Annotated in this window: 17 protein-coding genes and 1 CRISPR repeat array; of the genes, 6 read left to right on the plus strand and 11 right to left on the minus strand. The window is 45.1% G+C overall.

The features are described from left to right. Nucleotides 1-189 precede the first annotated feature (189 nt). Both B2Q61_RS16025 and B2Q61_RS16030 read left to right on the plus strand, forming a co-directional pair. A complete protein-coding gene (locus B2Q61_RS16025; protein ID WP_290617608.1) occupies nucleotides 190-1,521 on the plus strand; it encodes a HipA domain-containing protein in 1,332 nt (443 codons plus the stop codon). Beyond that, entirely contained in the window at nucleotides 1,514-1,792 is a 279-nt protein-coding gene (locus B2Q61_RS16030; protein ID WP_290617609.1) for a helix-turn-helix transcriptional regulator, read from the plus strand. Before B2Q61_RS16025 ends, B2Q61_RS16030 begins: the two co-directional genes overlap by 8 nt. Before the next feature lie 471 nt (nucleotides 1,793-2,263). On the opposite strand, the gene B2Q61_RS16035 is transcribed toward B2Q61_RS16030, so the two are convergent. From B2Q61_RS16035 to B2Q61_RS16045, 3 genes are all read right to left on the minus strand, one after another. Beyond that, nucleotides 2,264-3,070: a hypothetical protein gene (locus B2Q61_RS16035; protein WP_290617611.1), complete on the minus strand. Its 807-nt coding sequence runs from the start codon at nucleotides 3,068-3,070 to the stop codon at nucleotides 2,264-2,266. A gap of 170 nt (nucleotides 3,071-3,240) precedes the next feature. Then, on the minus strand, nucleotides 3,241-4,362 hold the full coding sequence (locus B2Q61_RS16040) for a hypothetical protein (RefSeq protein ID WP_290621969.1): 1,122 nt from the start codon (nucleotides 4,360-4,362) through the stop codon (nucleotides 3,241-3,243). An 82-nt stretch (nucleotides 4,363-4,444) separates the two neighbouring features. Continuing rightward, the gene (locus tag B2Q61_RS16045; RefSeq protein ID WP_290617613.1) at nucleotides 4,445-5,017 is read right to left on the minus strand and encodes a hypothetical protein; all 573 of its coding nucleotides are present in this window, start codon (nucleotides 5,015-5,017) and stop codon (nucleotides 4,445-4,447) included. A 315-nt stretch (nucleotides 5,018-5,332) separates the two neighbouring features. Between B2Q61_RS16045 and B2Q61_RS16050 the strand changes: the two genes are divergently transcribed. Beyond that, a complete protein-coding gene (locus B2Q61_RS16050; RefSeq protein ID WP_290617615.1) occupies nucleotides 5,333-7,501 on the plus strand; it encodes a hypothetical protein in 2,169 nt (722 codons plus the stop codon). A 180-nt stretch (nucleotides 7,502-7,681) separates the two neighbouring features. Here the strand turns inward: B2Q61_RS16050 and B2Q61_RS16055 are convergent, their stop codons facing one another. Beyond that, nucleotides 7,682-8,371: a hypothetical protein gene (locus B2Q61_RS16055; RefSeq protein ID WP_290617617.1), complete on the minus strand. Its 690-nt coding sequence runs from the start codon at nucleotides 8,369-8,371 to the stop codon at nucleotides 7,682-7,684. Between the two features lie 16 nt (nucleotides 8,372-8,387). Further along, nucleotides 8,388-9,419, minus strand: coding sequence for a nuclease-related domain-containing protein (locus B2Q61_RS16060; protein WP_290617619.1), 1,032 nt, complete (start codon nucleotides 9,417-9,419; stop codon nucleotides 8,388-8,390). A gap of 305 nt (nucleotides 9,420-9,724) precedes the next feature. Between B2Q61_RS16060 and B2Q61_RS16065 the strand changes: the two genes are divergently transcribed. Together B2Q61_RS16065 and B2Q61_RS16070 are read left to right on the plus strand one after the other, a co-directional pair. Continuing rightward, nucleotides 9,725-10,321, plus strand: coding sequence for a class I SAM-dependent methyltransferase (locus tag B2Q61_RS16065; RefSeq protein ID WP_290617620.1), 597 nt, complete (start codon nucleotides 9,725-9,727; stop codon nucleotides 10,319-10,321). 2 nt (nucleotides 10,322-10,323) lie between these two features. Continuing rightward, on the plus strand, nucleotides 10,324-11,865 hold the full coding sequence (locus B2Q61_RS16070) for a S24 family peptidase (RefSeq protein ID WP_290617621.1): 1,542 nt from the start codon (nucleotides 10,324-10,326) through the stop codon (nucleotides 11,863-11,865). 189 nt (nucleotides 11,866-12,054) lie between these two features. Next, nucleotides 12,055-14,722: a CRISPR direct-repeat array (repeat unit 28 nt; unit sequence TTTCTAAGCTGCCTGTTCGGCAGTTAAG). A 128-nt stretch (nucleotides 14,723-14,850) separates the two neighbouring features. On the opposite strand, the gene cas6f is transcribed toward B2Q61_RS16070, so the two are convergent. Genes cas6f through cas1f form a run of 6 tightly spaced genes read right to left on the minus strand, consistent with a single transcriptional unit; the run spans nucleotide 14,851 to nucleotide 23,128 of the window. Beyond that, a complete protein-coding gene (gene cas6f, locus B2Q61_RS16075) occupies nucleotides 14,851-15,420 on the minus strand; it encodes a type I-F CRISPR-associated endoribonuclease Cas6/Csy4 (protein WP_290617623.1) in 570 nt (189 codons plus the stop codon). A 10-nt stretch (nucleotides 15,421-15,430) separates the two neighbouring features. Next, nucleotides 15,431-16,435 (minus strand): type I-F CRISPR-associated protein Csy3, encoded by a 1,005-nt coding sequence (csy3, locus tag B2Q61_RS16080; RefSeq protein ID WP_290617625.1) that lies wholly within the window; start codon nucleotides 16,433-16,435, stop codon nucleotides 15,431-15,433. Between the two features lie 14 nt (nucleotides 16,436-16,449). Continuing rightward, nucleotides 16,450-17,439, minus strand: coding sequence for a type I-F CRISPR-associated protein Csy2 (gene csy2, locus B2Q61_RS16085; protein WP_290617628.1), 990 nt, complete (start codon nucleotides 17,437-17,439; stop codon nucleotides 16,450-16,452). After that, nucleotides 17,436-18,806: a type I-F CRISPR-associated protein Csy1 gene (gene csy1, locus B2Q61_RS16090; protein ID WP_290617630.1), complete on the minus strand. Its 1,371-nt coding sequence runs from the start codon at nucleotides 18,804-18,806 to the stop codon at nucleotides 17,436-17,438. Before csy1 ends, csy2 begins: the two co-directional genes overlap by 4 nt. 15 nt (nucleotides 18,807-18,821) lie before the next feature. Beyond that, nucleotides 18,822-22,154 (minus strand): type I-F CRISPR-associated helicase Cas3f, encoded by a 3,333-nt coding sequence (cas3f, locus tag B2Q61_RS16095; RefSeq protein WP_290617632.1) that lies wholly within the window; start codon nucleotides 22,152-22,154, stop codon nucleotides 18,822-18,824. Continuing rightward, on the minus strand, nucleotides 22,151-23,128 hold the full coding sequence (cas1f, locus tag B2Q61_RS16100) for a type I-F CRISPR-associated endonuclease Cas1f (protein WP_290617634.1): 978 nt from the start codon (nucleotides 23,126-23,128) through the stop codon (nucleotides 22,151-22,153). Before cas1f ends, cas3f begins: the two co-directional genes overlap by 4 nt. Before the next feature lie 341 nt (nucleotides 23,129-23,469). On the opposite strand from cas1f, the gene B2Q61_RS16105 reads away from it, so the two are divergent. Beyond that, nucleotides 23,470-24,339 carry a helix-turn-helix transcriptional regulator gene (locus tag B2Q61_RS16105; RefSeq protein ID WP_290617636.1) on the plus strand — a complete coding sequence of 290 codons (870 nt, stop codon included), beginning with the start codon at nucleotides 23,470-23,472 and terminating at the stop codon, nucleotides 24,337-24,339. The last annotated feature ends 102 nt before the right edge of the window (nucleotides 24,340-24,441 follow it).

Consider the following 24,441-nt stretch of genomic DNA (forward strand, 5'->3'; position numbering starts at 1 on the left):
GAAAATGCCAAAATAAATCATGCCATACTCCTGTTCAAGCTGCAGCATCGCATGGGTTTATTTATTGATAACCACAGTATCGGTAGTTTACTTACCCCTATTCCAACATTTTACACCACTTAGCGGTAGTATACTTCCGGAATATAAGCTAATGTAAGGCTATATCAGTAATAAACTACCGGAGCATTGGTGAGAACCATTACGCTACAACTATTTAATCAAGGCCAATGGCGGGATGCTGCTGAGATTAGTTTCGTTGCTAATGAGATGAGCAGCAATGTTACCTTGGGTTATTTACCTGAGTATATCAACGAAGTAACACAATATGACGTCATAGATTGCTGGGCATGCACTGTGAATGCTCCTGTAAGCATCATTCCGGCAGAGTATGCTAACTGGCCAGCGCTATTAGACGACCTATTGCCGGTCGGTAAGGCGCGTGATTGGTGGTTAAAACATCTTGATATGAGTAGAAACGGAGAGTTTGAGCAAAACTATGCTTTGCTCACGCATGCTTGCATGGCTCCCGTTGGCAACCTGCGGATAAAAGAGGCAGCTAATCGCCTGCAAGTTGATTCGAAAACTCGATTCTCAATACAGCAAGTTATTGAGTTGCAGCATGACTTTCTCGAGTATGCGAATGAGCATGGTGCTGCCGCCGGGGGTGCTACTGGTGCGGGTGGTGTGGCACCAAAATTACTGCTTATGGTAGAAGCGGATAAGGTATTCATAGATGCCGACTTTGCTGGCAAAAAGCTGAACGCTACGCCTTATTTAACTAAATTTGCCAGAAACCAACGCACGCCACGAGACAACCAAATCTTGAGGGCTGAAGGGGTTTTTTATAAGGTGCTAAGCGAGATTTTAATTGGATCAGGCATTGAAACCATTGATGCTAGCAGGCTGAAAATATTAGAACATGAAGGGCAAGTAAGTTTGTGGTTGCCCCGCTTTGATGTTGTGATTGAAAACTCATTTGCCAGCCGACTAGGTATGGAGAGTATCTATTCGATAATAAATGCTGGACCCGGAAGTTATCAAAATCACTTCATCGTGATGGACAAAGTGTGGCAAAGAATTAAAAACACCACGCAAATGACAGCTGCTGACTTCGCCAAACAATATGTTGCCAGAGATTTATTGAACGTCGTTTTTGGCAACTCTGACAACCATGGTCGCAATATTTCTTTTTTAAAAACTGATGGCGACATTCGCTTCGCACCAATTTATGATTTTGCCCCCATGAAAGCTGCTCCGGAAATCGTCACCAGATTGTTTAAGTGGGAAAACGGTTGTGAACAAGGAGGCGTTGTCCGGTTTGATAAAGTGGCGAAGGAACTGGAGCATTTTTGCCCTTCTGTTGAGCTAATGGCATTTTTAAACACGTTGGCTCAGCCTTCGCTTCGTGTTCCTCAGTTGCTGCAGAGCTATCAATGTCCACCAGAAATACTTGATTTTCCATCTATTGGCTTTTTCGACATAGCAAACAAGTTAACGTTATTGGGGATATGCCATGACTAATTTATCAATCGCAGAGCGTAAAAGGATAATAGAGGAAATTGAAAGCGCTGTTGCTGATAATAGTTTATCAATTGGGGAAGCTATTCGACGCATAAGAACTGAACTTTATGGCATGACCCAAACACGGTACGCAGCCTTCACCCGGGTATCTGATAAAACGTTGCGTGACATAGAAAAAGGCAATACCGATCCGCGCTTATCCGTAGTAAGCAAACTATTGGCGCCAGGCGGCTTTCAATTAAGCGCCCGTTTTTTTAAACGCGTTATATAAGGCGGCCTAAATGGGGTGTAGCATGAAGAAGCTGTGCTCCTGGGTAGCGTTCACATTAAATCAGTACAGGTGTTCACATAAAACCAGAATCGGTGTTCGTCCTAGAGCAGAGCGCGACTAACCTTCTTTAGTCACTGGCATTCGAAACTGACCCATTATTCGAAAATATTTGTAACCAGCAAAACTTTCGCACCACACATAACACCACAGAGAATGAAAACACGCTGCAGAGTCTGTTATACCTGCTTGTTCGATTCCCGGTCCGGCAGTCTTGAGCCTGGCAAGTATCAACCCAAATACTAGCGCTACTTACGGATAACTAAACACTAAATATCAACGCCATTCCGGTTACCAACCAAGGCAACAAATAAGGCTGGAGTATGAAAAAGGGACTTACTCGCCACACCATTAACTGGAATGAGATGCCGATTGCTAAATAAGTAACAGGCAATTTTGAGCAGATAGCGGAAATTACGCAGTTAGAAAAGCAGGTAGTCCATTCTGATCAATTGGGATCGACATTTTCTTTCTCAAAGATGCAAATATTCTGAAACCCACTTTTCCGTTTTGGTGTGCGTCATGAATATTGCTGTGAACCGAAAGGTTTGAGTTAGGGTCAAAATTTCCCGATATCATGGCCAATGATGCTGTAAACAAGTCTAGAGAAAGAGATTCGCCTATAAAAACAACATTAATAGCAGCAATTTCAAGATCTAGTTTTTCAGATCGATCTTTAAGCTCAGTAAGCTGCAAATACAACATGTAAGGCAATTCGTTTTTAACAGATGCGTCTATATAGCTACCGGCAGACATAAAGTTGGTTCCTGCATGAAGCCATTCATGAATGTCATCGAAGTCGAGGCAGGTATAAGAGAAACCGCATAGGAGATGAGCGTAACATTCAAGGATACTGCTTAACGAGTCCTGACAAACAACCTTAACATTTGAGTTTACGAGATTTTTATCAATTTCCGTTAAGATTTCACGTTGTTCAGAGGTAAGTGAGTTCTCAGCTAGGGCAATAACTTCAAAACTATTAGTACTTTTAAGCTGACCTACAACAGATTTAATTAAACTTAATGATGCCATATCTGAGTCAATGACAAAAAGGCTGAAAAATTCATCCTGACTTGTGGTGTTAAATAGATAGCTCTGCTGCTCTGGCAGCCGGATATGCTCGATCCAGCCACCCTCCCAATTTTTTACAAATGCCTCAACAACAAAGCTGGAAGAATTGCCATTAGTGAAGATTTTCTTTAAAAACTTGCCATCATTCATTTGGAGCCTCGAATTAATCAGTCTTAAGGAGCAGAGACACAGTCATTTAGTGCAGTTGTCACACGCAGATTATGAGGCAAGAACGCATCTCACGAGGTAACTGAGTATCTTTGAGATTGGGGGAAGTCCACAAATCTTAAGTATTTATAGCAAGCGATTTACCAAAAGCTTTACTTACCCAACTTTTGCTCGCCATCTTCGACCCGAACTGGCAAATTACCTTCACTTTTGCTGAGGTTTGAACTGCCGCTGCGTCTAAATAATTTCAATACTCTAGCAATCATAAGCCTGACAATTTTAACCAGGTACCATAATCCACTTACCAACCAAACCAGAGCACCAAACAGAAACGCTATTGCTTCAAACAACACCCGCAAAACCTTATAAATCGGTTTTGCCAGTTTTGGCGCTAACTTCACCACGCCAGCAAATTTAGCCTTAGTTACTGCAGATAACTTAGATAATCTCGATAAATCAGTAAGGTCATCTGCTACTGATAAGCCCCTGGATAAGCCAACAAAACCTGAATTACCTCTTATCAGCCTGATGTCATTTAATGCCCCGGTTAGCGGTTTAACCGCTTTCAGATTTACCGAGTTTTTTGCAAGTGTTGATAGTTCATTTAGCTGTTTGGTATCTGTCGTTTTTAAATCAATAGTTTTGATCTTCTGAGACAACGCATCAATCGCCTGTTTGTTGATGATCTTGTCAGTGTGGCCTGTAAAAACCTTTTCCAGTTTTTTTGATAATTTGCCTGAAGTTCGAATAACTTTCAGGCTAGTCGTACCTACCCTCGCTGTTATACCTGGTACTGCCGAAGCCCCAACGTTAGTCACTGATGAAATAGTTAATACCGTTGCCGTAATACCTACCAACGATAGACCAACAGTAAAGGAGTCATAATCAGGGTAGGCATCCAGTTCATTTGCTAAATCCCGAAAGTCACTAATACCGCTAAAGTCTGATGCTATTGCTCCCGCGAACCCGGCACCGGATGTAACGTCACCAGTGGTAGCACCTTGCCATGCTTGCCCGCTGTTTCTGCTAAGTGTGGACCACAACGAATTCTTATCCTCCAGCGTCTTTAACAATACCTCATCAAACGTCACGCTTTGTTCTGTGCCAATTTCATAAATTTGGTTAGCTAAATCTATGTCATCCTCATCGATAGCAGCACTCAACTCTTCATTATATTTTTCATCTGGAATAAAGCGCATATGCATTCGAACAATGGCTTCACTGGTGTGCTGGTGAATGAAAAATGAGGCAGAATCGTAGGCCAGTGGCAGCAATACAAAACCTGAACCCGAGAAAAGGGCCAGGAATAAGAAAAACCGAATTATTTTCATAGATATCCCTAATTACAACTCTGCACTATGCGAGTTCAGCAACCTTGCTGTCTACTCGTCTCCCCGACGCTTTTTTAATGGACTGCTCTAAGGCATTACGCACCTCATCGCGCTTTTGGCGGCTGAGGAATGGCAAATTGGCCGAGCCAAAAGAGCCGGTAACGTTCAGGCGAAACAAAACATGCTTTTTATTTACCTTTTTGAATTTTGTTCTTCCTTTAGCATCATTCCCGGTAACCACACTTTCAGAAGTTGACCAACGCTTGGTATCAAGGTAAATATTCTCAATATCAGAAAGGGGCACTGTCTTCCGGCGCATTAAGTTCCAATATGGCTGCAGGGTAATTATCGAAAACACACTATTTTCCATATCACTACGCGGGAAGATAAAAACCTGCTTAACCGGGTCAATTACATACCGGCTATTGGCAATGTAAATCAAAATACTCTGAGCAAACAGAATAGCCGCAAGGTATGGGAGTATATGAAGACGTTCAAAGATATAGCACAACGGCAGAATAACAATTAAGCCCCAAAATACATTTTTCCCGGCCAGCTTAAGTGCCATCCACACATCAGTTATGTCATAGACTTGCATGCAATATCCCTATAGTTTTATCCGTTTTGGTTTGTACAAACCAAAACGCTGCTTACTTCCCTGAAGCTACTGATTCTTTTGAAAAGAGAATCAGTTAATAAACTTATACCTGATTTTCTATACTGGGTAAATAAGCGCTGGAATGAAACGTTGCTTCAATGGAAAAATTGGGAAGGCCAGATCCGAATACGTACAGTAAATGTCTGGCGTTACAAAAGAATAAACATTTATTAATAGCCTCCTTGCGCAGCTACATGGCTTATTGCTACTGTCCACTAATTGGAAAAATGAATTCTATGGACAGATTGCTCAAAAATGAATGAAGATGAAGCGCAGAAAGTATCCCGTTGCCGTGCTTACTATGAAAAAACGTTTCAGAATGCACTTAGTAAGCACGAGCCAGAGCCTTTAGATGCGGTATTACACGTTTATCTAAACGGTTCACCGTCAGCATCTGCTCTCTCCAAACAAGACCGCGCTGTTGGCTTAACTACTGCAAATTTTTGGAAAAATTTATCCGACAAGCCGGAATCATCACTTTTAAGATTTGCATTAAACCAATTGCTGCAATTTGACCAAGCCATTCCATTGAGCTTTATTGACCTGGTGATTACACGCAACCCAGAGTTAATGCGCTGGGCCATTCGTTACTCCCGACTGTTTGAAAATCCAGACTCTATTGTTTATAAACACCTACGCGCAAAGTATGCCACTGAAGACTGGCTCGAGTTTTTTGCAGTGTGCGACAGATTGTTAGTTCAGTTAGAGCCTTACAAAGCGGCCATTCATACTCTGGAGAAAAAGCTCAGGTTTATGACTGTGACTGATTTTTTCTGCTACCTCAGCATTCTGGCCTGGCAAAAATATTTTGACAGTATGCGTGCGGGTAAAAACGCTGATTTTAGCAGGGTTTATGATCGCCTCCTGCAAATGAAACTTGTAACGACCAAGGCTGAGACATTGAAGGTGACAAGTGAAAGCAAAATAGCCCAAAGTATTAGGCAGCACTTAATGCCGCTACTTATGCCTGAGCCATATCCGCAACACGCATCCACCCAATGCGCTAAGAACTTGCAATTGGTTGCTGAGTTATTCTGGAACACGCAAGAACTCATTGACTATGAAGGGTCTATCGATTGGTTTTGTTACGACGAAAAATGTCGGTATCAGTATGGAGAAAATAAAAGCATTTTGTTTAACGAAGATGACTCAGGGAGCATCAGGTGGAATCAAACATGGCAAAAAAGTACTTTATTATGGCATTACTGGCTCAATCGTGGTGTTGAGCAATTTTTAAACTCAGAAATGGCAAAATCCCAGATTGGCTCAAAAGAATACCAGGATGCCAATTTGACTGCAGTAACCAAAGCAATGCGCAGTTGTCTTCAGTTGAAAGCGCTATATGGTATTGGTAACACCGTTGCGCTAACTGAAAACACTGATATACCTTTGTTCGAGCTGATGTTAACTAACGAATTACACTCAGCTATGTTTGCAAAGGAATATGTTAGCCCGCTTCACAATAGGGTAGTTGCTGGCACACCGCTACTGGTAGCGTTAAGAGATTTAATGATGCAAGGCTTTGTTGATGGCGAGAATCGTCTGCCGTTTACCTGGTCAGATTTAAAAGCAAAAACTTATCGTATGAAGGATTGGTACCTCAGCGAGCAAACAAGCGATAGCCGTGAAGCAAAAGCGCAAGCCGCTATCTCATTTTGGAGCCAAAATTTAAAGTCCATGTCAGATGAACTGAAAGACTCCAGCAGAAAACCGATAGCAAGGCTGCATGAAAAGCCCTTTCTGCAACTAGGCAATTTCTTCTTGGAGCTTCCCTGGCTAATGGCAAATAGCAATCACTTCAATGCGGCAGTTAACAATTTACGGCGACTTAATAGCCGTCGCCCGGAGCTTAAAACTGAAACTCAGAATGCTGAAGAATACCTCGCTGAAAGCTTACGTGAACTTGGCTTTAACGTTGTGGTTGGCTATCAACCAGCTAAAACAGTAGAGGATGATGTAGGTGAAATAGACTTAATCTGTCACAAAGATGGCGCAGCTTTAATGCTGGAAGTGAAAACAGGTTATGTAAGAAGCTCGGCAGCTGAAATATGGTTACACAAAAATACAACGCTTCGCAAAGCTTCATGGCAATTACAGCGCAAGAGCGCTAAATTCCCAACCATGTTATTGACCGATGATAGCCTTAAGCAGCAATTAGGTATTAGTGGCGATGACTACAAGTTGCACTGTTGGGTAGTTGATACCTGCATTGAATTTGACGGTCAACTGTTAGATGGGTATCGAGTCGTCTCCAGGGAGACTCTCGAAGTAGTAATGCGTGATGAACTGCATATGCTATGCAGTCTTGAGCAGTTGCAACCAAAACGTAATACGCTTTATCCCGACGGGTTTACTGCACAAAAGTTTGTTGATGTGATTGAGTCAGAGGCAGTTTGGGCAAAATGTGGTTTGGCTGTTTGCTAGATAAAAATTCAGCGCAGCATGGGTGTCGCAACCCAGATTGATACCCCTTCGTTCTTCTCAGATAAGACGGTAAACAACACTCGTTTTAGAAACAGGCTTGATACCGTGGGTTTACTCACTCACGGTACCAGCTTTTGCATAACCACTCTCACTCTACACCAGACGTTCTGCTGAAGATTTTCAGTGCTTAAAATCTTTTAAATAAACCACATTACTTTGACTAGATTGCAGCTGCTCTTTGGACTTCCCATCTTGCGTGGTTGCCTGGCTTGTCTCAATTAAAACATTGCAATACGCCAGTAGTTTTACCGCCGGAATAATCTTATCTTTGGCTTTATTTACCCGTTTGGGTTGAGTATTAAGGTAAATGGCTAATTCCAGCGCCAGTTCAGGTGATAACTCAGCCCGCCGTTTGTCAGCCAGCATCTGGGTTACCCATAAGCCGGCATCACCGATATGGCCATTAACGCTAAGGTCGGTATTTTTAACCCACTCAGCTTCAAAATTAATGTCACTCAGGTTACTCAGCAGCAACGCTATGTCACTGCGAGGCATATCACTATGCTGTTGCAGCGTCTCCGCTAACACATACTGCCATTCCATTTGCAGGCGTTTGCTTAATTGCTCTGGCGTTATCAGTAAATTAACCGGCATAAACACGGTAAAACGGCTGTTGGCTTCGGTAGCAATAATGGTTTTATGCCACGAGCCATAGCTATTTTCTATAATATGCAACTGCCAGCACATTTGTTCACTCGTGCTTGTAATACTATTAACACCCACCTGCTTGCCTGGCTCTGCAGGTAAACGCGATAAGTCGGCTTTAAGCCATTTGGTAAGAGCGTTGGTGGCGCAGAGTTGATATTGCATAGGGGCTGCCACTGAGTTAGTTGCTGTTAAGATTAAATTTAGTCGGCGTCGAACAATTAGTGCAGATAAGGCTGTAAACCGATCTTGCTCTGCTGACTTTAGTATTCTGGCTATTGCATGCTGGGCATGGCCGCTTTAGCGGCGTATTGCCACCGCAGCTGCCGCATTGCACATAGTAGCCAAAACGCCCTGATTGCGGGTTTAGTGCGCTGCAATCACCGCAGTGCTTGCACTGTGCAGCAATGGCACCCATAGCAGCCGGCTTTATCTGTGCTTTAACTGCCGATGATACTGATTTATTGGTTACTACAGGTGGTGTAACAGGCGCAGTATCCGCCACCGGCATCATCTGCGTTGGAGCCGGCCAGGCTGCTGCCGTTTCGTTCACACTCTCGGTTTCAAATTGTGAGGTGTTACCCAGTAAAAACTGGCAGATATGCTGCAGTTCCTCGTTACTAAAATTTGGCCGGGTATCATATATCTTGCCAACAACGTTGTAGAACTTTTTAAAGTTCATCTTTTTGTCCAGCGCTTCGGTAACAAACTCGGACTTAACCAGTTTGTCCGCAATGTCTTTTGGCGCTTTGGAACGGTCAATAATGGCATCACTGGAAATGGCACAAAACACGTCGTAGCAACGCATAGCCAAACCTTGCTGTATGCCAAAAAATTTACCCACCAATTTTTCAGTATTCGCACAGACATGCTGTTTCAGTAGTTTTAACTGCAACTCAGCCTGCTTAATGGGAGATGGCATGCCACTCAACTGCCCTTTGTAGCTGCGGGTCCACTCGCCATACTCATTTACATTCACTTCGCCGCGAATACTTTTAGACTCCACCACGATAAAGCCATAGGTATATGCAATAAGATGGTCTATCTGCGCGCTTTCGCCATCATGCTCAATGCGTAAGTCATTGAGCACCATTACCTGCTGGCTGTTCTTATAGGCACGGCGCAGGTAAAACGCTACGTCATGCTCTTGCTTAATGCCAGCATCGAGTTTGATGGATGCCGAACTGGTTTGAGTTTTGTCTTTTAGAATCATAAAAAGTAGTTTTAATGAATATGTTAAGCTTTTCCGGTTTAAGGGAATAGTACTGTGAAAGTTGACCGATTATCCATAAAAGAATGTGATATCTCTTTGATAAAAGCTATAAATATTTGTTGATCAGCGTTTCAATTAGGGTATTTGAATCTTATTAAGCTTAAAAATAGAAACGAAAACGACCTAGTTGATTTTCTGAGACAGGCAAAAAAACCTGACCACTCGATCCAATCCTCTAAACGCTTTTAAATCACACAGAACATAGGTAGTATCAAAGCGCTTGTTGCGGAATTATGGCCAAATAAATGTCATTAGAAACAATAAATTACTACAACGAAAACGCCCCTGACTTTGCTGCTGCAACTGATGATATAGACATGACAGCCTTGTATGCCGAGTTTCTGCCACGGCTTAACGCAGCGAGTCATATTCTCGATGCCGGCTGTGGTAGCGGCCGTGATGCAGTTTATTTTAAACAACAAGGTTTTACGGTTAGCGCCTTTGACGCCAGTGCAGAACTGGCCCGCCTTGCCAGCTCACGCCTGCAACAAGCAGTTGCGGTTCAGCGTTTTGAACAGTTAAACGAGCACGAAAAATACGATGGCATATGGTGCTGCGCTAGCTTGCTGCATGTTGCCAATAATAACTTGGCCGCAGTGTTTGGCTTATTACAGCAAGCATTAAAGCCAAAAGGCGTGCTTTACGCTTCGTTTAAATATGGTGATACCGAGCGCCAAGACCATGGCAGGCATTTTACTGATATGAATGAAGCCCGGCTTACCGCCTTAATAAACGATGTAAACGGGCTGACGCTGAACAAGATGTGGCTTACGCAGGATAAACGCCCTGATCGTAACCACGAAACCTGGCTTAATGCCCTGTTATTCAGGAACGGTAGCTAAATATGGCGGGTATGCAGCAACAACTGGATTTTATTGGCTACATTCAGCGCATGTTGAACGAGGGTGAGTTCGTTGCCACCTATAAGTTTGCCTTGCTGCATGCTATTGCGGATATTTGTGTAGAACACCCGCTGCAGCAACCCGACAGCGAGCTGGTAATCACATTGGATGCACTGGTAGACAAATTTATTCTGCTGTACTGGCACCACGCTATGCCATTTGCCGCTGGCAGCGATGGCGATGCGGCACTACTTAAACAAAACGCAGGCAGGCAATCCAAAGTCATCAGCGTATTGTACAAGTGCCAGCAAAACAACATCCGCAATATTCGCCAGCTAAAACAAAGCATATATTGGCAACCAATTTATCGCGCTACCCTGGCAACGCTTAAAGACGGCCCGTTATGGCGGCTGCAAGTTTTGGCAAAACAGCCTGAGTGTTTTTTATATCCGCATCAAGACAACGGTAAATTTATTAAACTTAATCCAGGCATCGCCTACTCCTTTCGTCGCTTTTACGATCTGGTGGTATACCTGGCTAAAAATGCTTGGCTACAGAAAATACAAAGTATCAAAGACAACCAGAAACTGCTGGGGGCACAAAGCCAGCTGCACGAATTTTTGTTTGGGGTCGACAGAAACGCACTTAACAAAGCCCGACCGGTGCTAATAGAAATACAACGCGGCTTGTGTTTTTATTGCAACAAACCTTTGAAAGATGCCATCAGTGCAGAGGTTGATCACTTTATTCCCTTTGCCCGCTACTCTACCGATTTAGGCCATAACTTTGTTGCTACCCATAACAACTGCAACAACAGCAAGCGCGATTATCTTGCGGCGCAGCAACACCGGGACAACTGGCAAGAACAAAACCTGCATAAGTTCGAAAAAGTGTTAAGTACAGAACTGGCAGCCTACTTTTATTGTGATGCAGAAAAATCACGCGCAGTAAGTGACTGGGCTTACTCTGTTGCACAAGCCAACGGCGCTAAACTCTGGCTAAGTAAAGACGAGTTTGTTATTACCGGTAGCACGCAGGTAACGACTGCACAGCTTGCGCCAACCAAGGTTAAGGCTGCGAATGATGCCTTTACGGCAGCAGTTTCCCCTGACGCAGTGAATATCAACCCGCTGCAATTACGTTATTTCCCCAATATCAAAATCGCCTGCGGCCACTTTACAACAGGTGATGACAGCAACGTAGAATACGTTAATGCGCCTGCTGGTTTTGGCACCCTTAACCCTGATAAGCACTTCCTGGCGCGCGCCAGCGGCAATTCTATGAACGGTGGTAAACACCCGATACTCGACGGCCAGTTGTTATTGCTCGAGCTGATAAGCCCGGAGAGCGCCGGTTCATTGCAGAATTGCACGGTCGCGATAGAGAGACAGGACGAAAGTGGTGATAACCAGTATCTACTGCGCGATGTAAAGAAAGACGCGAATGGCCAATACCACTTAATTGCCAAAAACCCGGACTTCCCTGTGCTAATAGCAGATGAAAGCATGCTAACCTTTGCGCGGCTTAAAGCTGTTGTTGAATGATACTTAGATAATTTATTTTTATTACACCGGATATAAATGGAAGTAGCAGCCTATTACCGAAAAAAGGGGGGAATTAAAAACGTTAGATTAACCTTCTGTATTTCAGTGTTTTGCAAAGGGACGGGGATTATTGACGCCGCCCCCTTTTTCGGTGAACTGGATTGAAAGCCATAACAGCGCTGCGGTATGTTTCTAAGCTGCCTGTTCGGCAGTTAAGAACGAATAATTTCGCGTTGGTTGCGAATCATTTTTCTAAGCTGCCTGTTCGGCAGTTAAGTAAGATGCACATCAACAATTTACGTCCCTGTATTTCTAAGCTGCCTGTTCGGCAGTTAAGAGGCAGCGAACTAGGCCATTAATTTTTTCAAATTTCTAAGCTGCCTGTTCGGCAGTTAAGGCGAAATGGGCGGCAGCCCGCTATTAAACGATTTTCTAAGCTGCCTGTTCGGCAGTTAAGGAATTCCGATAGCCATAAAGACTACTGCTGCTTTTCTAAGCTGCCTGTTCGGCAGTTAAGTCGGTACAGGTGCAGACCAGCCCGACCCACCGTTTCTAAGCTGCCTGTTCGGCAGTTAAGCTGCTGGCGCGTCAAACGCCACTAACTATATATTTCTAAGCTGCCTGTTCGGCAGTTAAGATATCGTTAAACTTGCGCGGCCGGCCCTGCCATTTCTAAGCTGCCTGTTCGGCAGTTAAGAGCTTGAACCGTTTGACGGAGAAACATGCAAATTTCTAAGCTGCCTGTTCGGCAGTTAAGCGTGAACGTTTCATTAAATTTTTAAAGGTTATTTTCTAAGCTGCCTGTTCGGCAGTTAAGAAATCAGACCAGCTTAACGCTACTGATATAATTTTCTAAGCTGCCTGTTCGGCAGTTAAGTGAACACCGGCAGCAGAAAACTGTTTGAGATATTTCTAAGCTGCCTGTTCGGCAGTTAAGTGTTCGTGATAAAACGATGTACGGCCTGTACTTTTCTAAGCTGCCTGTTCGGCAGTTAAGCTGCAACAACAGGCGTTGCTGTAGGCGCTGCATTTCTAAGCTGCCTGTTCGGCAGTTAAGGCAGCGAATTGCACCCATGGGCCGCCAGTAGTTTTCTAAGCTGCCTGTTCGGCAGTTAAGCTAACTTCAATCCTGAAACAAAATTGCCCTACTTTCTAAGCTGCCTGTTCGGCAGTTAAGATTGCCCACGCCATTAACTGCCATGATGAGTTTTTCTAAGCTGCCTGTTCGGCAGTTAAGCAAGTGCTGTTGATGTTAGCTTTGATTGGCACTTTCTAAGCTGCCTGTTCGGCAGTTAAGGCACCACTTGTTAAGGCAGCTGTATTATTTCATTTCTAAGCTGCCTGTTCGGCAGTTAAGTCCCAAGTAAACAAGTCAACGTTATGTGCTATTTTCTAAGCTGCCTGTTCGGCAGTTAAGGTGGTGCGGGCCACCAATGTATCTACCGGAGTTTTCTAAGCTGCCTGTTCGGCAGTTAAGTTTTGCCACAATTCCGCGCTATTCGCGGTTTGTTTCTAAGCTGCCTGTTCGGCAGTTAAGAGGTCATTATGTCAAGCTTGGATTTAGTCGCATTTCTAAGCTGCCTGTTCGGCAGTTAAGTGCCTATTACCCCTTGGAATCCACCGTTAAACTTTCTAAGCTGCCTGTTCGGCAGTTAAGTAACCTTAAACACCACTTAAACCGCAAACAAATTTCTAAGCTGCCTGTTCGGCAGTTAAGAGAAATCGATTACCAGCATTTGGAATCACGTATTTCTAAGCTGCCTGTTCGGCAGTTAAGTGAGGAAGCGGCTACTGTTAGCTCTGACTCTTTTTCTAAGCTGCCTGTTCGGCAGTTAAGTGATACTGCTGCAGCTTATATTTTGGCAGCCATTTCTAAGCTGCCTGTTCGGCAGTTAAGTACCAGGCGGCTTAAGGTGGCTTGTATGGCTTTTTCTAAGCTGCCTGTTCGGCAGTTAAGGACAGCACCCTACAAAGCACCGTGCTTGAGTCTTTCTAAGCTGCCTGTTCGGCAGTTAAGATCGCTCATAGTCGCTGTTTCGCTGCTGTTTCTTTCTAAGCTGTCTGTTCGGCAGTTAAGGTCAGCCTCACGCGCCTGCTCTCGCATGTCGTTTTCTAAGCTGCCTGTTCGGCAGTTAAGCAGACGTACACGGCGAGGGCATGAACTGGAGCTTTCTAAGCTGCCTGTTCGGCAGTTAAGATACTAAGCTGTATTGACCCTACAAAGTACGATTTCTAAGCTGCCTGTTCGGCAGTTAAGAAGCAGCAGTAAACCGCGTTCCACTGCGCATCTTTCTAAGCTGCCTGTTCGGCAGTTAAGGACAAGGATGCCGTATTGACAGAAATTTTAGATTTCTAAGCTGCCTGTTCGGCAGTTAAGATTTTACTATTTAAAGCTTGACGGGTGCGCTTTTTCTAAGCTGCCTGTTCGGCAGTTAAGGTCAGCTACCACTAAACCTTTGCCTTGCATCATTTCTAAGCTGCCTGTTCGGCAGTTAAGTGCCACACTGTAAATGCCGCCATCACGGGCCGTTTCTAAGCTGCCTGTTCGGCAGTTAAGGCCTGCAGATAAAACTGCTGCATTTTCTTGCTTTTCTAAGCTGCCTGTTCGGCAGTTAAGCAAAGCGTTGGTCTTTTAGCCTGGCGAAACGTTTTCTAAGCTGCCTGTTCGGCAGTTAAGTCGAATGGTCATTCCCTAGCCCGCTGCCATCTTTTCTAAGCTGCCTGTTCGGCAGTTAAGAAGCGTCGATAGCTACATTGAACAAATTACCTTTTCTAAGCTGCCTGTTCGGCAGTTAAGACGACCAGCGCGTCAGGTACGACAGCATATCATTTCTAAGCTGCCTGTTCGGCAGTTAAGTAGAGCATTTAAGCACTTAAATACTGATTTTTAAAGAGCAGTTGGTACTTTTACTGATTTACCCTTTTTCTTATAAAAAAATGCAGCCCTTAAGTTGTAAGGGCTGCAGCTAAGCTTAGAAAAAAGGGTTAAAACCAGGGCACGGTTACCTTTTCAGATAACCGGCTTAATCCGTAAGAATTAAAGTTGCCCTCAGTTGGTAGGTCCATTACCGGTCCTTGCTCAACAAATACTTTCATTTGCTGTTTATTTCCACGGCTGGTTAGTTGCAAAAATGGCAGTTTTAAAAGTTTTTGCGACTCGTCACTGATCTTATCCAATGCCTCGTCCTGTGTTAACCAACCTTTGCTGATGGAGCGTAGGCGCTTGTTGTGTGCGCTTTTTACTTGCCGTCTGGCAAAATAGCGCTGCTGAACACGGGTAGGTATTGGCAATATTGCACTGCATTGACAATAATCCCGCAGCCCTTTGATCCAATTTTCAGCCATCAACTTTTCCAACATGAATGCAGTGCCATGAATACGCAACTTAGTACCAAGGTTCTTACCAGCCAGTGCATAACCAGGGAAACTAACACCTACTTTACCCATAGTTACCTGCCCTAGAACCGCATGCAGCTTTGAACACAGGTTATTCATTAGAAAGTTGGCATCAGCTTCTAAGTCGGGCAATACCGTTATTTCGATATAACTATCCATAGTCAGCCCCTTAACCAGCTTCACCAAATACGCCGCCGCGAATAAACATGGCCATAATGTAATGCTGTTGTTCTAACGATGGTGTTCTTCCTTTTAGAACCCAGCCGTCCAGTAATTTATAAAAATCCATGTTGTCTTTTGGCTGGCGATAAGCTTTACCACGGTTGGTTACTGAACCGTAGGGTTCTACTGCTATAGCACCAACCTCTGCAGTTTCCGGGTGCCAGGTGTCAATAGTGCGCAAAGCATTGCCTATTTTTTGTGAGTGCATGGCAGCTACACCATCCAACTGGTATAAGAACTTGCTTTTGTCACCTTTACCGCTGCCCATTACCAACTCTTGCGATGGATAAACTGCCTGGCCAGCGCCCAGTTTTACAAAGGCACTTACTTTAAGCAGCGCAAAGCTCTCTCCTGCCAGCCCTTGTTTAATAACGTGGGCTAATTTTGCTACATCACCTGTTGGTTCGGCAAAACTGCGCAAGTCAAACTGTTGAGCATCAAATATCCAAAGCTCTTTACCATGCGTTACCTGCACTTCTACTGCTTCAGCTCCTACCCGGTTGCGCCACAAAAACCGACCGTTGGCAATATTAGCGGCATAACGATTGGCTAACTCAGTAAATTGGGTTTGTTCTGCATAGCCGTTAATAAGGCTGGTTAATGCCTGCTGGTATTCAGGGTCATTACATGTAGAAGGTGTCGCTAAATCACCAAGGACTCTTAAGGTGAAACTCACTTTAAGGGTGTCGTGCTCAAACGGCAGTGCAGCATTATCAACAGTTTGTAGGTTAGCTTTTTGCACTTCAGCATCAACCTTTGCCGGATCGCTGGTCAAAGCCGACTTTAACCGGTTTGAAATAGTGCCACGTACCGCTTTTTCTTTAACCGTTATGGGCAAAAAGCTATTGGCATTTGCGCGCTCTTCCCAGTTGCCACTGGCCATAATGGCGTCTGAATTTGCCAGTTTAGCTTCAAAAGCCAGTACCGATGCTGTTTTTAAAGTAATAGTCATAAGTAAGTTCCTTTTTAGTAGAAAGTAATTTCAGTTTCTGTAAGTTCAGCTAAAGCGGCTTCCTGCTCCGGGTGCAGCTTCAATATGTTCTGTGCCGTGTTTGTTGTACATAAATACCAGGGGCCTTGCTGACGATAACGCCAGATAACATCGCGTAAATCAGTGACGCGGTGCGGGCTTAACCACTGGCCAACGCCATACGCAGACTCAACAAAACAAAACGGATATTGCGGATCACGGCTATTGGCAACAGCGCCAGCAGGATGAAGCGCTGAAATCGCTTTATAGCCGGTGGTGATCGGCACCAGGTAACCTTTATCCGGCTTCGGTACCCGTACCCACTCAGCAGCATGCTGCTCCGCTGGTGGCTCAACTTCGTCAGCTGCGACAGCGTGATAAGTCAAAGCTGCAAAATCCAGCCAGGCATCCAGCATAGTGGCATTGGGCTGGGGCGAGATTAACTGCTGATAATGCTGCCTTAACAGCTCTGAGCGATCCGTTAATGCAAAACCCGGCAGCACTTTTCGCAGCAATTTACGGCTTAATGTCTGCTCGTCATCATCGCTGTACAGGCTAACGCCTTTAAGGCAAGTAACCTGGCCACCAGCCAGCTTTTGTCGCTGCGCTAGCATAGTAAGTGTTTCAACTACCTGCTGTTGCAGAGCGCCACTAAATGCTTTGCTTGATTCCAGAATCAATGAAACGGTAAGGTGCATCCGCCCTTCTTCAACGATAGGCGCAGTATTGCCCTCTTTGGTTAATGGGTTGCGGGTAAGTGCAAAAACGTAATCGCCCCAACCACCGGGCTGATAGGCCTGCACCTGATGCTGATGGCACACCACTGCACAGCCGGTTAGTTCAATACCAAACTGTTGCTGTAACTTACGCGACAGCGCGTGGGTATAACCGAGGAAATGGGTAATGGCCGGAAAGCCGTAAGTAAAACCGGCAATACAATTGGCATTTTGGACTTTGATATGTTCCAGCAAAATGTAATTGCTCATACTGCAGCCTCCGCTTGTGTCTTAGCTGCAGAAAACACCATTGTGCCAAGCTCGTAATCGCGTAGCCGGGGCGACAACAACTTCGCCCAATACTGATATTGCACAGCACCAAACACCAACCCATCATTCTTCAGGGCTTTGTTCAGCTTACTGTTTAACCAGCCGGCAAAGGCCAGACAAATATCTTGCTGCCAGTTGTTGTTTGCCCTTTTTTGCTGGAACAGCAGATCCTCACACCAGGGATCCAACCACAGTTGTTCCGCCAGTTTTAACTCGCAATTTTGCAAACTCCAACCAGCGTGTTCGCTTAACCCCTGCACTTCAGCCGCATAATTTAGCAAGCCGTCAATAAGATCATTTACGTAAGCGGCGATATAACGGCGAATTTCTAAAGTACTATCGCGCCCTTTTACGCTAAGTAAGTAACGTTGTAGTTCTTGTAAATCACGCCATACCCTGCGGTTAAATTCACGGCCAGAAAATATAGATTGGTCATTTAACGGTGGCTTTAACGTCGGTTGCCAGGATGGCGGTGCACAGTTGAGCAAATTGGTTTTACCGCCCCGCTGACTATTCAACTGAGAAATATTTTGTGGTTTAGAGCCACCAAAGCTTTGTATTGCAGTATCTAAAAATCGAATATCTGGCTTGTCATGATATTTGCCAGCCTTACGGGCCTCCCGAATGGCTTTGGGCTCATCACCATAGCGCACGGCAGTTATTTTGCCATTAAATTGATGCGCAAGAGACGACGCAAATAAGGGGCTAAGCAAGTGATACTGACCATCAGCGGTGGGAAAATACAGTTGTTTGGCTAAGGTATGAGATGACAAAGTTTTGTCTGCCAGAGCCAACTTAAAACCTTCAACCCATTCAGTGAGTTGTATCTGATCTTCGCTAAAAACAGCAAGAGCTCGATAGTCTCCTTTTGCGAGCGCTATGGCTAAACTCTCACCGTCACACTCTAATAACAACAATTTCGCAATAGGAAGTAGTTTTGCATCACAAACAGCGTCAACAGTCGGGTTAGCCACGCTCGCAGTTACAAGATAGTCGGCATCCTCCATATATTCGAGTGACAACACGCTGCTGCCTTTGGCATCGCCATGAGTAAACTTCAACGCATGAGTAACAAGACTGATTTGTTTTGCACGCTTTGCCGCATCATCTAACCAATGCCTCACATCAAACTGTTGGTTGATTTGTAGGACTTGAAGCGAAAACTCAGTGTTGATCTGCGCTTGCTTAACATCATCGTCTACACCTTTTAGCGCTTTCTCCAATGCTTTTTCTATTGGCTCCAGCTTCTGCAACCTGCGCTGGTCGATATAATCAGCTATTACTGCTGCTAACCCTTCATATTGCATAACACCTCCTTGCGGCTATAAATTTTGAAAAATGCCCAAAACCGGGTGGTAATGCCACTTTTCGGCATTTTGTTTTACTCTTAAGCGGATCTCACCGAATTGCTTGCTCACCTCTTCAAGCGTGAGCCCCATTTGTTCTGCGCGCTGCTGATACACCGACAACGCATCCAGCGTAAACCAAGCATGATTGCCTTGCGTTGGCTGCCAGCTTTCAGTGACAAAGTTTTCTGCTTCGATATATTCCAGTGGCCAGAAAGCATCATTAATCCGCGTAAACACCGGCTCGTCATCTTCCTCCGATAACATAAGGCAGTAAGGTTCATCAGGCGATGACTTACGAAACGGCTTACGCCTTTGCAGCTCTGCACTCCAGGTTGCGTCATGCTGCCACCACCTTGCGGCATAATCAGGTGGCCATACAACGTTTTTATGTAACGGCATGTCGGGCTGAGGCAACAAATTCTGAAACAGCGAAAAGTGTTCAAACAACACAAGGCTGCTTAATATCTTTGATGGCAGTAATGACGGCTGAGTTATTCGTGGCAACGCATTGATAGCCAGAAATGATTCTTCAGGCAAAATCTCTTTAAGATCATGGCTATCGAGCCGTAAATCGTCTCGCTCAAAGCCAGGCTGGCAGTATGCAGGTTTCAGCTTGCCAAAACGATCTGTAGATGCTTTTAGTGCCCTGAAATTTTGCGACAAGATCAGTAGGTTGTCGCTGTTTGCTGGTTGCTGGCGGTGCCGTTGAATACGCCCGGCCAACTGGATCAGTGAGCGCATAGAACTGGGCTCGGCAATTGCCCAGTCATAATCATGATCCCTGCCGACCTCAGCGACAGAGGTCGCTAATACTACAAACAGATGATTGCCTTGTGGATATTGCGCGAGTGCGCGGCTGATTTCGGCTTGCTGCCAAAGCGCTGACGAATTGTAGCGCGTCAGTGCTGCATCCAACTTTTGCTCGATAGCAGAGCGCACAGCTAATGGGTACTGGCTGTGGTAAACACAATAATGAATATGGCAATCGACAGGTACTGCCATTTGTAGCAACTGCTTAGCTACAGCTACCATAGGATTAATATTGGCCATACGTACTAGGCCGATTGATACTTTTTGACCTGTAGGTGCCACTTGATGATGCTGACGATGTAACTGACAAATACTCTGCTGGATCAGGCTAGCCAGTTGGCTGATAATCAGATCTGGATTTTTACTGCTGACGGTTACCCCCAGTAAACTGGCTTTACGCAACACAGGCTGAGTTGCCAGCGCCTTAACCCGCTTTTCAACAAATAACGTGTGTTGCTGCATTAACTGCTTTTTATCTGCACACTCTGCTTTTACTGCGGTAAATTCATCAAACCAAGCGCAGATAACCGGCAACTGTGACCGACCATCAGCATTCACTGCATTGAAGTGCTCTCTGCCTGAGCGGTAGGCCTCAAACAAGGCGCACACCAGTACTGGTGGTAAAGTGGCAGATGAAAACAGCACTCTGGCGCCTAGCATTCCGGCCCAGTTCACTAACCTGCACAGCGCGGGTAAATCGGCAGTGTCGAAATCATCGGGTTCATCTAGCACCAAATCAGCCGTTAGCAACCGCAGCATAGGCGCGATTTGCTTACCGCCACGCACACCTTCGGTTGCTGGCATCAAATGATCAATAGTGCTTACCAGTACCGGTGCACTCACCAGTTGATTTAGCTTCGGGCTATTGTTTAACCAGTTTTTTAAGCGGCCATCATACAAGCTGCCTTCATAACTTACGTAAAGGTGCTCTGCGATAGGATCGGCCAGCGACTCACTGCCGGTGGCGCTATTGCTGACGTCCAGCTCAGCTTGTAAAGTTTGCTTACTGATGTCATGCAGTTGTTGCACTGCTGCTGAGCCAATTAATACCGCCAAGTCATCATCAGTCAGATGCAAACGCTCTTTTAGCGCATCACCTGTTTGTAACGTTAGCGTTCTTAGCCCCAGTGCCACACTAAAACGGCATCCCAGCTTTTCGTCGGCTAAACCATACATAATACGGGCATTGGCAAAGGTTTTACCTTTGCCTGTACTGGCCATATTGATACCAAAGAAGCCTTGAGCAACACTTTTTTCCCGCACTGAACAAGCCAAATCATAGGCTTTATCCTGCCAGCGAAACTTATCCAGCTTGGCCCGCTGCTTAAAACCTTTATGCCGGGTAATGGCTGGCAAAGTATTTCTTAACGTCGGTAAACTTCTGGCCAATAAATAGGCATTATGGCTAACACCAATATTGTGCTCATCCAGCTTTTGCTTAAGCGCTTTGGTTTTACGGTCAGAATTAGCAAAAGCCTTGTAGCTTGCATCTTGCCATTTTATCTTAGGCTCTTGTGCCGAATAATAGTGGTCAGCCAGCATCAGTGCCATGCGTGCGGTATGGCTGGTAAAGCGCTGTTCAAACCAATCGCGTTCAAACAACCTGCCGCAATTTAGCGCTCTAGCTGCAATTTCACCGGCTTTTTGCCGCCAGGTTGCGCTGAGCAAAGGTGTGCCATATTCAAAAAACCAGTTTTGCTCACGCCGTTGTTGCTCACAACTTTCAGCACTGTTTACAGAATTCCATAACACATCAAAATCATCTGACAGCCAATCTGCAGCGCTGTTTAAGGACGGCGATGTATTTGAGTTTTTCGGAGAAAACACCGGTAACCGATGATGCGATACGATTAACCAGGCCACTAATCTGGCAACTGGTGCTAAACCGGAAAACGGTTCTAACAGACGTTGTTCCGGCATGTCTTTATGTAGTTTTACCAGAACATGTTGTTCAAACTCAGCCGTAATATTGGCTAATTCAGTAAGCCATTGTTTATCTGTTTTACCGGTAGAAAATGCCTGAAAGAGCCGTAGCGATACCCATTCATGGCGATAAGGCTCATAACCCGGCGCTTTTACTTTGGGATTTATTTTTTGCTGAAACAGAAAATTAGCTTTACCAAAATCATGAAACAAACCGGCAATACCAGCCAATAAAGCGATAACCTCGGCGTTGTGCCAGCTGTTTTCATCCTCACTGCGCAGAATATTGCGCATTGTCATATTGGTGGGGGTGGCTCCATCAACGTTGAATTTACGCTGATTACCCACTACCCAAAGCAGCTCGGTATGATTTTTACTGCGGATCCAATGACAGGCCACAGCGGTATTGCGCCGTGCCGACTTTTTTAACAGCTTGCGCAGTACATCAAGCCCCTGCAAAGTGATTGGCGTTTGCCAGGTTCTGTCACCACGCCGTTCAGCGAACTGATCGATGATCCGACGTGTTTCAATAAGGGCATTTTTCGAGCACTGCGACACCAGCATAATGTTCATAGTTCGCCACCATGCAGTGCAGCGATACCTTTTAGGCTGTCGATGATGAAATCCAGCGCTTCGGCTTGTTGAAAGTTAGTGATACAGCTTTGCCGGAACTCCTGATCGTCATCACCGTTCATCGCACTGATAAAAGCTTGTGGCAGCACCAACGCATCTTTAATCAGATCTGCGGCATCAAATACCAAACCGCCACGGCGGGTTTTACCATGTAGTACCGAAAAGCCATGCGGTAAACCTAAAACCCAGGTAGCAGTTGCTCCCAAGCCATAGGCTAAATAGTTACCGTGATCTAAAAAGCGATTAGCAGGATCAATACCACTGCCCCCTTTGGCACGGGTAAAGCTTTCGTCATGCGCTAAGGTATTACAGGCAATTTTATACAGTAACTTGGTCAATCGAGCTTCGGCCAACATAAGTGGCTGGGTGCCGACAGCTGCATCAACATCTTGTTTAAAGCGTGATAGTGCTGAATCTAATCGGCTTTCATTGATCACAAAGCCATTATCGATAAACGACCTATTTCTAAGCCAGTGCTTCAACGTGAAATCAATTCTGAACTGCTGAATGGCTTTAGCTGCCTGCAACCTTTTGTTGTCGTCAGGCCAAAAATTCAACCATTGTTGCAAATATTCGCAGGGCCGGTACTCACTTTGCGGATTAAACCAAGCCACTTCAACTTCAACATCATTTACGCTGAATAATGGCGTGCCACCACCTCCGCAGAATCCAACTAAAACACCTGCCCGAGCCAATTCCCGCATTGCAGCCTGAGTTACAGAAGTACCTGTTCCCAGTAATAAACATGTCGTATTGGCAATAGGAATATTCCAATACAGCGACTGCTTACCTTCATCCGTTACATATTCAACCCGGCCTCCTTTAACCAGCACACGACAGTGCTGCAGGTAATACATATTCGCCCGTTTGGAATGCAAAATGCTTTTTAAATCTGATGGCGAGAAATCATCCATAATAAAACTCCATTTAATTCATTCCACTTTACGCAAATTTCCCTAATTAGCAACATTTGCTGAATGAAGCATCCTTGCCAGCTTGTCCTTATTACATCCTGTTGGCCACTTCCTGCAACCTTGTCCATTTACTATGTCACTAACCGCGACATGTCATCCCTTGCAACACATCTTAGGGAGTTTCTAAAATCACGCCATACTGTGCAGATGCTCAGTGTATGTTTTTCAGGCAGGTTATTTTTTAAATAACAAAACAGGATGTAAATAAGTACTGAAATAACATAAATTGCACTACAGGTACTTATTAGCATATGAACGATTTAATGACAGGTAATAACAATTTGGCAAACACAACAATTGGCTGGCCCATTCGCTGGGAGCTATTAATGCGTTACCGGCTAATCGAAATTGTCGCGCTTTGGGAAGGCCGGCTGACTACTAACCATTTATGCAACAGCTTTGGTATTGCCCGCCAGCAGGCATCGAAAGATATTAATGGCTATTTACGTGAAATAGCACCGGGCAACCTGGAGTATGACGGTAAATTAAAAGGCTATAAACCCTCTGCTACTTTTACCCCCAAAGTGACTAGCGGCCTGGCCGATGAATACCTGCACGCGCTTGCCAGTACCAAAGACTTTGCTCACACCTTTAGCCAACTCGATTTGGGTTTTGCCCATACCGAAATGCTGACATCGCCACTACGCCAGGTAAACCCGGACATTCTGCGCACACTGGTACAAGCGGCGCGCGATGGCAAAAAAATCGATATGGGCTATGTATCGCTGACATCACCCGATGAAGAAAGCCGCATTATTGCCCCGCACACCCTGGTTTGCACGCCACTGCGCTGGCATGTGCGTGCTTACTGCGAAAAGAACCGCGATTTTCGGGATTTTGTACTGAGCCGTTTTCGCGGCATAAATGGCCTTGAAGGCGATGCCGATATGACCAAAGTGCAAGATACGCGCTGGCACAGCAAAGTGGATATCGTGCTGGTACCTGATTCGCGCTTGTCTGGCTACCAACAGGCCATTATTGCCGAAGATTACAATATGACAGAGGGCAAGCGGGTTATTTCAGTGCGCTCTGCACTGGTGCCCTATGCGGTGCAGGCATTAAACCTGGACCTGGCCAAAATAGAAGCGCGCCCGGAGGCGCAGCAGATTATGGTGGCGAACCTGGAGGAAGTGAAACGGCATGCGTTTTGAGTTTAACCTGTAACTTAAACCTGTAACGTAAGCGTACAGGTTGATTTGCGACCAACGCATTAATGCTTTTCATCGCGTGGCCGACAACTTAAGCTCAGGGTG

Origin of the sequence: Arsukibacterium sp. UBA5043 (assembly GCA_002415085.1) — a bacterium.
In the GTDB taxonomy this organism is placed as follows: domain Bacteria; phylum Pseudomonadota; class Gammaproteobacteria; order Enterobacterales; family Alteromonadaceae; genus Alishewanella.